Below are 12,447 nucleotides of genomic sequence, written 5' to 3' on the forward strand. Positions count from 1 at the left end.
TGATTCGAGCGCACGCGTGTCCGTGGCGCCCCCGCACGGCGCCACCGGCAAGCTCAACCGCGCAGGCTACGCCGTACTCGGCGTCAGCGGCCTCGTGGTGGCGACGGCCTTCGCCGCGATCGCCGAACTCGCCGGTCCCGGCGTGTCCGCCACCGCGGGCGGCACCGGAATCCCCGGCGGCGGGCAGGGCGTCGCCCCCGCCGGCGTCCAGCTGGTGCCGGGCAACGCCGTCCCCGGCGGCCCGATGACCGTCAGCGGCTCGCCGACCCCCGGCGCGCCGTCCAGCTCGACGGCGCCGCCGACCACGGTGACGTCGGTCGGCCCGGACGGCAAGGAGACGACGAGCGTCGTCGCCCCGCCCCCGCCGCCTGCGACGACCCCGGGCGGAGGTGAGCCGACGCGTACGGTGCTGCCGCCGACGACGCCGACCAAGCCGAGCTCGTCGAAGCCGACGACTACTCCGCCGAGCACTCCGCCGGAAACCTCGACAGGGAGCCCGACGACCACCACCACAGGTGGCGGCTCCAGCTCCAGTGGCGCCCCCAGCGAGTCGACTCCGGGGCGGTCCAGCACCTCCGGCACCGACACCTCGACGAGCAGCGCCCAGTAAGCCTCCCGCGTGCCATGAACGGGACGTTCCTTGCCAAATTTGCAAGGAACGTCCCGTTCATAGCGTTCGGGGGTGCCGTCCGCGTGTCATGAAAGGGCCGTTCAGGACGAAAAACGTCCTGAACGGCCCTTTCATGACATCCGGGACCCCGAGGGATCACATTTCGAAGCGGTACCCCATCCCCGGTTCCGTCAGCAGGTGCCGCGGCCGCGAGGGTTCCGGCTCCAGTTTTCGCCGCAACTGCGCCAGATACACCCGCAGGTAGTGCGACTCCGTCTCGTACGTCGGCCCCCACACCTCGTGCAGCAGCTGCTTCTGCGCCACCAGACGGCCGCGGTTGCGCACCAGCAGCTCCAGCACACCCCATTCGGTTTTGGTGAGATGCACTTCCTTGCCGTCCCGGCGCACCTTCTTTGCCGCGAGGTCGATGCGGAAGGATCCCGTGTCCACCACCGCGTCCGCACCGTCCACACTGGACGTGGCCGACCGACGGACGGCGGCGCGGAGCCGCGCGAGCAGTTCGTCCATGCCGAAGGGTTTGGTGACGTAGTCGTCGGCGCCGGCGTCGAGGGCCTGCACCTTGTCGGCCGAGTCGCCGCGGGCGGACAGCACGATGATCGGCACCGTCGTCCAGCCGCGGAGCCCGGCGATGACCTCGGTGCCGTCGAGATCGGGCAGGCCGAGGTCGAGCACGACGACGTCGGGTTTGGTCTCGGCGACGGCCTTCAGCGCGGCCGTCCCGTCGTGCGCGGTGATCACCTTGTAGCCGCGGGCGGACAGGTTGATCCGCAGGGCTCGCACGATCTGCGGTTCGTCGTCGACGACCAGCACGGTCGCCGACGCGTTGTCTGCGCTCATCGCACTCGCTCCTCCTCTTCGTTCTCGAGGCCCTCGTCGTCGAAAGCGAGGAGGCTCTTTTCCGGATCCTGACCAACATATGCGGGCAGCGAGATGACGACGGTGAGCCCGCCGCCGGGCGTGTCCTCCGCCCGGATCCGCCCGCCCATCGCCTCGGTGAACCCCTTGGCGACCGACAGCCCCAGTCCCACGCCGGGCACGCTGTCCCGGTCTCCCCCGAGCCGTTGGAACGGCGCGAAAGCCGAATCCGCGGTGCCCTTCTTGAGCCCGCGCCCGTGGTCGACGATACGCAGTTCGACGTGTTCGGAATGCGTGCTGGCCCGCGCCGAGACCGGTTCGCCGGACGCGCCGTGGCGCAGGGCGTTGTCGATCACGTTCGCCACCACCCGTTCCAGCAGGCCGGGGTCGGCGCACACCGACGGCAGCCGCGAGTCGATCGCGACCACGACCGAATCCGAGTTGTCCACATTGGACAAAGCGTGCGAGACGACCTCGTCGTAGCCCACGGGGCGCAGGTGCGGGCGTACGGCACCGGTGGCCAGCCGCGAGGAGTCGAGCAGGTTGTCGATCAGCCCGGCGAGCCGGTCCGCCGATTCCTCGATCGCTTCGAGCAGCTCGTCGGTGTCCTCTTCGGACAGTGAGATGTCGGTCGCGCGCAGGCTGCCGATGGACGCCTTGATGGACGTCAGCGGGGTGCGGAGATCGTGTCCCACGGCCGACAGCAACGCCGTGCGGAGTTCGGTCGCCTCGGCCTTGCGTTCGGCCCGGATGGCCGCCTTCGCCGTCCGCTGCTGCCGCAACGCCAGCAACGCCTGGCCTGCCACGGCTTCCAGCACTCCCCGGTCCGACGCGGGCAGCGCGCGGCCCCGCAGCGTCAGGTGGACGTCGGCGGTGACGGCGATGTCGGCGTCGGCCTGATCCGGGTCGGCGCAGGGATCCGTGCCGGCGTTCGCCACGCGCTTCCACTTCCCGTCCCGTTTTTCCAGCAGGGTCACCGAAGTCATCCCGAAGTTCTCGCGGACCTTCTCCAGCAGCCGCTCGATCGGGTTGGTGTGCGTGAGCACGGTCCGCGCGTACGACGCCAGCAGCGCCGCCTCGGTCCGCGCCCGCGCGGCCTGCGTCGCGCGCCGGGCGGCGGTGTCGACGACCGCCGCGACGAGGATCGCCACCAGCACCATCGCGACCAGCGTGATCACGTTGCGCGGTTCGTGGACGGTCAGGGTGTACAGCGGCGGGGTGAAGAAGAAGTTCAGCAGCCCGGCCGAGACCACCGCCGCGAGCAGCGCGGGCCCGAGCCCGCCCGCGAGCGCGACCAGCACCGTCGCGAGGACGTAGTCGACCACGTCGGTGGAGAAGTCGAGGTGATCCCGCAGCAGGACACCGACCAGCGTCGCCAACGCGGGCAGCACCAGCGATAGCACCCAGCCGGTCAGCCGCCGCGAAGGGGTGAGCGGGCTGCGGTTGAACCGGGCGCGCAGCCGTCCGCCCGCTTGGGCGTGCGTGACCATGTGGACGTCGATCGGGCCGGACCGCTGGACCACGGCGGCGCCGATGCCTTCGTCGAACAGCCGCGCCACGCGTGACCGGCGTGAGGTCCCGACGACCAGCTGGGTCGCGTTCACGCCCTGCGCGAAGTCGAGCAGCGCGGTCGGCACGTCGTCGCCGACGACGGTGTGGAAGGTCGCACCGACCTCTTCGGCCAGTTTCCGGTACTTGCCGACCGCCGTCGGCCCCATCCCGGCGAGCCCGTCGCCGCGCAGGATGTGCAGCACCTGCAGTTCGGCGCCCGCGCGGTTCGCGATACGGCTCGCGCGGCGGATCAGCGTCTCGCTCTCCGGGCCGCCGGTGATGGACACGACCACCCGTTCGCGTGCTTCCCACGTGTCGGTGATCTTCTGCTCGGCCCGGTACCGCTGCAGCGCGACGTCGACCTGGTCGGCGACCCACAGCAGCGCGAGCTCACGCAGCGCGGTGAGGTTGCCGGGCCGGAAGTAGTTGCCCAGCGCCGCGTCGATCCGCTCGGCCGGGTACACGTTGCCGTGCGCCAGGCGCCGCCGCAACGCCTCGGGCGTGATGTCGACCAGCTCCAGCTGCTCGGCCCGCCGCACGACCTCGTCGGGCACCGTCTCCTGCTGGGTGACGCCGGTGATCCGCTCGACGACGTCGTTGAGGCTCTGCAGATGCTGCACGTTGACCGTGGAGAGGACGTCGATCCCGGCGGCGAGCAGTTCGTCGATGTCCTGCCAGCGCTTCTCGTTGCGCGAACCGGGCACGTTGGTGTGCGCGAGTTCGTCGACCACCGCGACCTCGGGGGCGCGGGCGAGCAGCGCGTCGAGATCCATCTCCTCGAACTCGCGGTCCCGGTGCGCGGACCGGCGGCGTGGCACGATCTCCAGTCCTTCGACGAGCTCCGCGGTCTTCTTCCGGCCGTGCGTCTCGACCAGGCCGATGACCACGTCGGTGCCCCGGTCGAGGCGGCGTCGCGCCTCGCCGAGCATCGCGTAGGTCTTGCCGACGCCCGGGGCCGCGCCGAGGTAGATCCTCAGCTCACCCCGGCGCGGCTTGGTCGTGTTCTCGTCCACGTCTGTCAGTGTGCTCCTCCGGCCGCGTCGCGCACGGCCAAGTTGACCTTCAGCACATTGACGCCCGGCACACCGATCCCGGCGCCGCTCGTGTTCTCCGCGACGAGCTGCCGGACCTTCTCCTCGGACAGGCCCGTGTTCCTGGCCACTCGCGGGATCTGGAGGTCGGCGTAGGCGACGCTGATCGCCGGGTCCATCCCCGATCCCGACGCCGTCACCGCGTCGGGCGGCACCTGCGACTCCTGGACACCTTCGCGGGCGGCGATGAGCTTCTTGCGTTCGCCGATCGCGGCGACCAGGTCCTCGTTGTACGGGCCCTTGTTCGACGGACCGGACGACGACGGGTCGCCGGGGCCGAGGACGTCCTTCGAGCCCGCGGACGGGCGGTTGTGGAACCACGGGTCCTTGGCGGGGTCCGCCGCGACCGGGTCGACGCCGATCAGCGACGAGCCGACGGCCTGCCCGTCCTGGCTGATGACCGAGCCCTCGGCGTTGCCTTCGAGACCGGGGATGCGGGAGACCGCCCACACGCCGAGCGGGTAGACGACACCCAGGAGGACGGTGAAGACGAGCAGGACCCGCAGCCCGGCGAGGGTCTGTTTGAACAACGGTTTCACTAGGTCACCCGATTCCAGGGATGAGACGGACGAGCAGATCGATCAGCCAGATCCCGAGGAACGGGCTGACGATGCCGCCAAGGCCGTAGACCAGCAGGTTCCGGCGCAGCAGCGCCGAGGCCGAGGACGGTTTGTACCGGACGCCGCGCAGGGCGAGCGGGATCAGCCCGACGATGATCAGGGCGTTGAAGATGACCGCCGACAGGATCGCCGACTTCGGCGTCGCGAGCTGCATGACGTTGAGCGCGCCGAGCTGGGCGAAGATGCCGGTGAACATCGCGGGCAGGATCGCGAAGTACTTCGCGAGGTCGTTGGCGACGCTGAAAGTGGTCAGCGCGCCGCGGGTGATCAGCAACTGCTTGCCGATCTCCACGATCTCGATCAGTTTCGTCGGATCGGAGTCGAGGTCCACCATGTTCCCCGCCTCCTTGGCGGCGGAGGTCCCGGTGTTCATCGCGACGCCGACGTCGGACTGCGCGAGCGCGGGGGCGTCGTTGGTGCCGTCGCCGGTCATCGCGACCAGCCGCCCGCCCTCCTGCTCCTTCTTGATCAGCGCCATCTTGTCTTCGGGTTTGGCCTCGGCGAGGTAGTCGTCGACGCCCGCGTCCCGCGCGATGGCCTTGGCGGTGAGCGGGTTGTCCCCGGTGATCATGACGGTCTTGATCCCCATCGAGCGGAGCTGGACGAACCGCTCCTTCATCCCGGGTTTGACCACATCGGACAGCCGGATCACGCCGCGCACGAACGCTTTCGCGCCGTCGTACTCCGCGACCACCAGCGGGGTCCCGCCCTGCTGGCTGATCTCGTCGACGACGCTTTCGGTCTCGTCCGGCATGTCGCCGCCGCGTTCGCGGACCCATTCCCGGACGGCCGCGGTGGCACCCTTGCGGACCTGCCGTCCGCCGATGTCGATACCGCTCATCCGGGTCTGCGCGGTGAACTCGACGAAGTCCGCGAGCTTCTCGTCGGCGGACGCGGTCTCCGCGAGCCCGTGCTCCCTCGCGACGAGCTCGACGATGCTGCGGCCCTCCGGCGTGCCGTCGGCGAGGCTGGAGAGGCGCGCCGCCTTGGCGATTTCGTCCACAGTGGACTCGCCGACCGGGATCAGCTCGGTGGCCTTGCGGTTGCCGAAGGTGATCGTGCCGGTCTTGTCCAGCAGCAGCGTCGAGACGTCGCCCGCGGCCTCCACCGCGCGACCGCTCGTGGCGAGGACGTTGCGCTGCACCAGCCGGTCCATGCCCGCGATGCCGATCGCGGACAGCAGCGCGCCGATCGTCGTCGGGATCAGGCAGACCAGCAACGCGGTCAGCACGATCACCGACTGCTGACTGCCCGAGTAGCCCGCCATCGGCTGCAGCGCCACGACGGCGAGCAGGAAGATGATCGTGAGCGTCGAGAGCAGGATCGTCAGCGCGATCTCGTTCGGCGTCTTCTGCCGGGAAGCGCCCTCCACCAAGGCGATCATGCGGTCCACAAAGGACTCGCCGGGTTTGGTGGTGATCTTCACGACGACGCGGTCGGAAAGCACCGTGGTGCCGCCGGTGACCGCGCACCGGTCGCCGCCCGATTCGCGGATGACCGGGGCCGACTCGCCGGTGATGGCCGATTCGTCGACGGTCGCGATGCCCTCGACGACGTCGCCGTCACCCGGGATGACCTGTCCGGCCTCGACGACCACCAGGTCACCGACGCGCAGGTCGGCGCCCGGCACGGTCTCCTCGTCGCCGTCCTCGGTCAGGCGGCGCGCGACGGTCTCCTTCTTGCTGCGCCGCAGGGTTTCCGCCTGCGCCTTGCCACGGCCCTCAGCGACGGCCTCGGCGAGGTTCGCGAACAGGACGGTGAACCACAGCCAGATCGTGATGAGGATGGTGAACACACTCGGGTCGGTGATCGCGAAGACCGTGGTCAGCGCCGAGCCGATCCACACCACGAACATGACCGGGTTGCCGAGCTGGTGCTTGGGGTTGAGCTTGCGCAGCGCCTCCGGGAGCGAGGTCAGCAGCTGACGCGGGCTGAAGATCCCCGCGCCGACCCGGCCGGTGTTCTCCACGTGGTGCTGGGAGATCTCCTCCGGGGTGCGTTCTTGAGTCATGGTCATGCGAGTGCCTCTGCGATGGGCCCGAGCGCGAGCGCCGGGATGAAGGTGAGGGCCGCGACGAGCACGATCGTGCCCGCGAGCATCGTGCCGAAGAGCGGCCCGGTGGTGGGCAGCGTGCCGGCGGTCTCCGGAACCTTCCGCTGGGAGGCGAGGGATCCGGCGAGACACAGCACGGCGAGGATCGGGACGAACCGGCCGAGCAGCATCGCCACCGACAGCGAGGACTGGAACCAGTCGTTCGTCACGGTGAGTCCGCCGAACGCGCTGCCGTTGTTGTTGCCCGCCGAGGCGTAGGCGTACAGGACTTCGGAAAGGCCGTGCGCGCCCGAGTTCGTCATGGCGGCCGGGGTGTCGGCCAGCATCAGCGCGACACCGGAGCCGAGCAGGACCACGGTCGGCATCGCCAGCATGGAGACGGCCGCGCAGGTGACCTCGCGTTTGCCGAGCTTCTTCCCCAGGTACTCCGGCGTCCGGCCGACCATCAGCCCGGCGAGGAACATCGCGATCACCGCCATCACGAGGATGCCGTACAGACCGGTGCCCACCCCGCCCGGCGAGATCTCGCCCAGCAGCATGTTGAGCAGCGCGCCTCCGCCGCCGAGCCCGCTGTAGCTGTCGTGCGCGCCGTTGACCGCGCCGGTCGACGTGCCGGTGGTGGCGTTGGCGAACAGCGAACTCAGGCCGATGCCGAACCGCTGTTCCTTGCCCTCCAGGTTCGCCCCGGCGGCCAGCGAGGCGGGCCCGCTCGCGTTGGCCTCGGACAGCCAGGTGACCGCGAGCATCGCGGTGAACAGCCCGGCCATCACCGAAAGCAGGACGTAACCCTGCCGCGTGTTGCCGACGAGTTTGCCGAAGGTGCGGGTCAGCGAGACCGGGATGACCAGGATCAGGAAGATCTCGATCAGGTTGGTCCAGGCGTTCGGGTTCTCGAACGGGTGCGCGGAGTTGGCGTTGAAGATGCCGCCGCCGTTGGTGCCGAGTTCCTTGATCGCCTCCTGGCTCGCGGCGGGCGCGAGCGCGATCTTGCTCGTGCTGCCGTCCGGGTTCAGGACGTCGACGCCGCTCTTGAGGCTCTGCACGACGCCGAGCGCGATCAGCGCGATCGCCGCCACGAACGCGATCGGGAGCAGGATCCGGATCGTGCCGCGCGTCAGGTCCACCCAGAAGTTGCCGAGGCGGTCGGTCTTCGAGCGGACGAAACCGCGGACGACCGCGATGGCGACCGAAAGGCCGACGGCGGCGGACAGGAAGTTCTGCACGGTCAGGCCGGCCATCTGCACGAAGTGACCCATGGTCGCTTCGGGACTGTAGGACTGCCAGTTCGTGTTGGTCACGAAGCTGACGGCGGTGTTGAAGGCGACCGCCGGCGAGACCGGTTCCTTGCCGAGGCTCCACGGCAGGATCGCTTGGAGCCGTTGAAGCAGGTACAGGAAGACGACGGAGACGAACGAGAAGCCGATCACGGCGGACGCGTAGGTCTTCCAGTGCTGTTCCGATCCGGGGTTCACCCGGAACAAGCGGTATAGGCCGCGTTCGGCCTTGGTGTGCTTCTCCGTCGAGAAGACGCGCGCCATGTAATCGCCCAGTGGCCGGTAGACCACGGCGAGCGCGACGAGGAGGAGGCCGGCCTGCAGGAGGCCGGCCATCGTGTCTGACATCAGAATTTCTCCGGCCTGACCAGTGCGATGAACAAATAGACGATCAGCCCCAGCGCCAGCAGTCCGCCGACGACGTTGGCCACGGTCCCCGTGCCGGTCACAGCTTTTCCAGACCGCGAAGGGTCAGGGCGAGAACCACGAATACGCCGATCAGGAGCACGGCGTAGAGCAAGTCGGCCACTAGGCACCTCTCAGGACAGGTCACCCCATCGGCGACCAGGACCTCGCAACACTGCGCCAGGTCACGGCGCTTCCGGCGACGGACTGACGGCCTCTTGATGCCCCGATCGGGTGCCTTTACGACTTCTTGATGCCCGGTGACGTGCCCCACAGACCGTGACGCACTGCGGACGGAGCGTGCAATTCGGGCAGACAAGCCGCGCGAACCGTGTTACACCAGTGTTACGGATAGTTGTATGCGCTAACTAATCACCAGGAGGTAGCGATGTGCGGAATCGCAGGGTGGGTCTCCTATGACACGGATCTGACACGACGTCGCGAGGTCGTCGACGCGATGACCGAGACGATGGTGTGCCGCGGACCGGACGACTCGGGCACCTGGGTCCGGCCGAACGTCGCACTGGGCCACCGGCGGCTGGCGATCATCGACCTGCCGGGCGGCAGGCAGCCGATGGCCGAGGCCGGGCTGGCCGCGATGGTCTACAGCGGTGAGGCGTACAACTTCACCGAGCTGCGCGAGGAACTTCTCAAGCGGGGCCACAAGTTCGAGACCGACAGCGACACCGAGGTCGTGCTCCACGGCTATCTGGAGTGGGGCGACGAGGTCGTCGACCACCTCAACGGCATGTACGCCTTCGCGATCTGGGACGAGCGCGACGAGAAGCTCGTGATGATCCGCGATCGCATGGGCATCAAGCCGTTCTACTACTACCCGACCCGCGACGGCGTCCTCTTCGGTTCCGAGCCGAAGGCGATCCTCGCGAATCCCTTGGCGCGCAAGGTGGTCGACACCGACGGCCTGCGCGAGCTGATGGCCATGACCAAAACCCCGGGCTGGTCGCTGTGGAAGGGCATGCACGAGGTCGGCCCGGGCACGATCGTCACCGTCGACCGCTCCGGGATCCGCACGCGGACGTACTGGAAGCTCGACGCGAAGCAGCACACGGACGACCAGGAGACCACGGTCGAGCGGGTCCGCGAGCTGATGACGGACATCGTGCACCGTCAGCTGATCGCCGACGTGCCCCGCTGCGTCCTGCTCTCGGGCGGGCTCGACTCCAGCGCCGTCACCGGTCTCGCCGCGGCGCGGCTGGCCGAACAGGGCGAGCGGCTGCGCACGTTCTCCGTCGATTTCCAGGGCCAGGAGGAGAACTTCAAACCGGACGAGGTGCGCGACACCCCGGACTCGCCCTTCATCCGCGACGTCGCGCAGCTGGTCGGCTCCGACCACAAGGACGTCGTGCTGAACCCGGCCGAGCTCAGCGACCCGGAGGTCCGCCGCAAGGTGCTGACCGCGCGGGACATCCCGGCCGGGCTCGGCGACATGGACACGTCGCTGTACCTGCTGTTCAAGGCGATCCGCGCGGAGTCGACCGTGGCGCTGTCCGGCGAATCCGCCGACGAGGTCTTCGGCGGGTACCGCTGGTTCCACGACGAGGCCGCGGTGAACTCGGGGACGTTCCCCTGGCTCGCCTTCCGGATGGGGCTCACCAGCGAGCGGGGCGCCCTCCTGCGCGGCGAGGTCCAGAAGAAGCTGGACCTGCCCGGCTACATCGCCGACCAGTACGCCACCGCCGTCGCCCAGGTCGAGCACCTCGACGGCGAAAGCGAGCAGGACCGCAAGATGCGCACGGTCTGCAACCTGCACCTGAGCCGGTTCGTGCGGATGCTGCTGGACCGCAAGGACCGGGCGTCGATGGCGGTCGGGCTCGAAGTGCGCGTGCCGTTCTGCGACCACCGTCTCGTCGAGTACGTCTACAACACGCCTTGGTCGCTGAAGACGTTCGACGGCAGGGAGAAGAGCCTGCTGCGGCACGCGACCGAACACGTGCTCCCCGCCTCGGTGCGGGACCGGGTCAAGAGCCCGTATCCGTCCACTCAGGACCCCGGCTACGCGGCCGCGTTGCAGCAGCAGGCCAAGGAGGCCCTGACCGAACGGGACAACCCGGTGTTCGAGCTGGTCGACCGCGACTGGCTGCACCGGGTGTCCGAAGTGGCCCCGGTGACGATGTCCTCGGCCCAGCGCTCCGGCATCGATCGGGCGCTGGACCTCTACCACTGGTTCGACCTGTACCGGCCCGAACTGCAGCTGGACTGAGGTCTCGGTCCGCCGCCGTCTCAGCGACGGCGGCGGACCGTGCCCCCTACCGCGACACCCCCGAGCACCGCGGTCGCGGCGAGCAGGATGCCCGCCTCGGTCCACTGGAACCGCCAGAACCGGCCGGCGGGCTGGTAGACGGTGAAGTCCCGGTAGCCCGCCGCCTCGACACAGGCGTTCATTCCCTTGCCGCGCGGGCATTCGGGCACCTCGTCGAGCAGGCGCAGCTCCCTGCCGTCCGGCGCGACCCGGCCCGCCCGCACGATCAATCCGTCCTTTGTGGAGGGATCGACGCCGACCGTCCGGACCGGCTCGGCGTAGTGCGGCCGCAGGAGCATCAGGGTGATCGAGGCCGCGACGAACACCGCGGCCGTGATCGCGATGGCGGGTACGGTCTTGCGCACCAGCACCCCGGCCGCGGCACCGAGGACGAACGCGAACAACCACCACGCAGCGGGCGCGACGCCGACGGCACCGAAGTACGACGTCTCGTTCAACGTCTCCGCCTTACCGGGGAAGATCTCCAGCCACCGGCCGAACATCTGTCCCGAAGCCAGCCCGGCGAGCGCCGCGGCCACCGCGAGGACGCCGAACTTGGCGGCCAGCCAGCGCCCGCGGCTCACCGACTGCGTCCAGACGAGCTGATACGTGCCACGTTCGTATTCCTTGGCGAGCAATGGCGCGCCCCAGAAGACACCCGCCAGCAACGGGACGAACGGCAGGATCACGATCAGCGGGTAGATCTTCTGGTAGAGGTCTTCCAGCCCCGCGTCGTACTCGCGGCAGGGCACTCCGCCGCCGTAGCAGTACGAGGCGATCTTGCCGCTCGCCGAACCGAGCGCGGCTTGTCCGGACAGGAGCAGGATCCCGCCGATCACGGCGAGGAACCCGAGGGTGACGAACAGCTGGGTGCGGTGCTGCCGCCAGGTGAGCCAAAGCAACGAGAGGTGCCTTTCTAGGAGCGGCGACGGACGGCGAAGGTCGCGGCGACGGCGAGCAGCAGCGAGAACCCCGTCAGGATCGCGGCTTCGGTCCACTGGAAACGCCAGTACCAGTCCTGCGGCAGGACCTTGAGCGCGGTGATCTCCCCGGCGGCGTCCCTGATCATCTCCACGACCCGGCCGACGGGCTCCTTGCCGAGCGGGACGAGTTCGGGTTCCGCGTAGCCGTCACGGACGTTGCTCAGCCCGATCATCAGGCCGACGGCCACCGCGATGGTGACGGCGATGGCGGGCAGGGTCTTGCGGATGAGCGCGCCCGCGGCGGTGCCGAGCACGAACCCGAAGAGCCACCACGCGCCTGGCGCGACGCCGGTCATCGTGAACAGGACCGGGTTGTCGAAGCGGCTGGTGAAGGCGATGTCGCCGCGATCGGTGGGGAAGGCCTCCACCCAGCGCTGCATCATCGCGCCGAACGCGAGCCCGCCGAGGGTGGCGAGGACGGCGAGGAACCCCAGCTTCACGCCGAGCCAGCGGAACCGCGAGATCGACTGGGTCCAGGCGAGTTTCGTCGTACCGCGTTCGTATTCGGCCGCGACCAGCGGGGCACCCCAGAAGACACCGATCGCCACCGGGACTACCTGGAGCCAGGAGAGATAGGTGTACAGATCCTTGAACAGCTTCGCCGGATCCGGGCTGTCCGCGGCGGCGTTCCCGTTGACCAGCAACAGGATCCCGACGGCGACGAGCAGCCCCGCCGTGATCAGCAGCTGCATCCGGTGCTGGCGGTAGGTGAGCCAGAACATCG

The 12,447-nt window shown here is 69.2% G+C and carries 10 protein-coding genes; 1 reads left to right on the forward strand and 9 read right to left on the reverse strand.

Going from position 1 to position 12,447, the window contains the following annotated elements; genetic code table 11:
- Positions 1 to 66: 66 nt before the first annotated feature.
- From DMC64_RS33105 to kdpF, 7 genes are all read right to left on the reverse strand, one after another.
- Positions 67 to 582 (reverse strand): hypothetical protein, encoded by a 516-nt coding sequence (locus DMC64_RS33105; protein ID WP_125736705.1) that lies wholly within the window; start codon positions 580 to 582, stop codon positions 67 to 69.
- Between the two features lie 184 nt (positions 583 to 766).
- Positions 767 to 1,468, reverse strand: a complete 702-nt coding sequence (locus tag DMC64_RS33110) for a response regulator (protein WP_037342241.1) — start codon at positions 1,466 to 1,468, stop codon at positions 767 to 769.
- The gene (locus DMC64_RS33115; RefSeq protein ID WP_052120825.1) at positions 1,465 to 4,050 is read right to left on the reverse strand and encodes a sensor histidine kinase KdpD; all 2,586 of its coding nucleotides are present in this window, start codon (positions 4,048 to 4,050) and stop codon (positions 1,465 to 1,467) included. Before DMC64_RS33115 ends, DMC64_RS33110 begins: the two co-directional genes overlap by 4 nt.
- A gap of 5 nt (positions 4,051 to 4,055) precedes the next feature.
- On the reverse strand, positions 4,056 to 4,667 hold the full coding sequence (locus DMC64_RS33120) for a potassium-transporting ATPase subunit C (protein WP_125736706.1): 612 nt from the start codon (positions 4,665 to 4,667) through the stop codon (positions 4,056 to 4,058).
- A 4-nt stretch (positions 4,668 to 4,671) separates the two neighbouring features.
- Positions 4,672 to 6,765 carry a potassium-transporting ATPase subunit KdpB gene (gene kdpB / locus DMC64_RS33125; RefSeq protein ID WP_125736707.1) on the reverse strand — a complete coding sequence of 698 codons (2,094 nt, stop codon included), beginning with the start codon at positions 6,763 to 6,765 and terminating at the stop codon, positions 4,672 to 4,674.
- Positions 6,762 to 8,423, reverse strand: a complete 1,662-nt coding sequence (gene kdpA, locus DMC64_RS33130) for a potassium-transporting ATPase subunit KdpA (RefSeq protein WP_125736708.1) — start codon at positions 8,421 to 8,423, stop codon at positions 6,762 to 6,764. The genes kdpB and kdpA overlap by 4 nt, the downstream gene beginning before the upstream one ends.
- A complete protein-coding gene (gene kdpF / locus DMC64_RS33135; RefSeq protein WP_020630647.1) occupies positions 8,423 to 8,524 on the reverse strand; it encodes a K(+)-transporting ATPase subunit F in 102 nt (33 codons plus the stop codon). The genes kdpA and kdpF overlap by 1 nt, the downstream gene beginning before the upstream one ends.
- A 344-nt stretch (positions 8,525 to 8,868) precedes the next feature.
- Here kdpF and asnB point away from each other — a divergent pair, with 344 nt between their 5' ends.
- Positions 8,869 to 10,701, forward strand: coding sequence for an asparagine synthase (glutamine-hydrolyzing) (gene asnB / locus DMC64_RS33140; protein WP_125736709.1), 1,833 nt, complete (start codon positions 8,869 to 8,871; stop codon positions 10,699 to 10,701).
- Between the two features lie 20 nt (positions 10,702 to 10,721).
- Here asnB and DMC64_RS33145 read toward each other — a convergent pair whose 3' ends face one another.
- Both DMC64_RS33145 and DMC64_RS33150 read right to left on the reverse strand, forming a co-directional pair.
- Positions 10,722 to 11,642, reverse strand: coding sequence for an ABC transporter permease subunit (locus DMC64_RS33145; RefSeq protein WP_125736710.1), 921 nt, complete (start codon positions 11,640 to 11,642; stop codon positions 10,722 to 10,724).
- A 14-nt stretch (positions 11,643 to 11,656) separates the two neighbouring features.
- Positions 11,657 to 12,445, reverse strand: coding sequence for an ABC transporter permease (locus tag DMC64_RS33150; protein WP_125736711.1), 789 nt, complete (start codon positions 12,443 to 12,445; stop codon positions 11,657 to 11,659).
- Positions 12,446 to 12,447 lie beyond the last annotated feature (2 nt).

Origin of the sequence: Amycolatopsis sp. WAC 04197, from assembly GCF_003947475.1 — a bacterium.
Lineage (GTDB): Bacteria > Actinomycetota > Actinomycetes > Mycobacteriales > Pseudonocardiaceae > Amycolatopsis > Amycolatopsis japonica.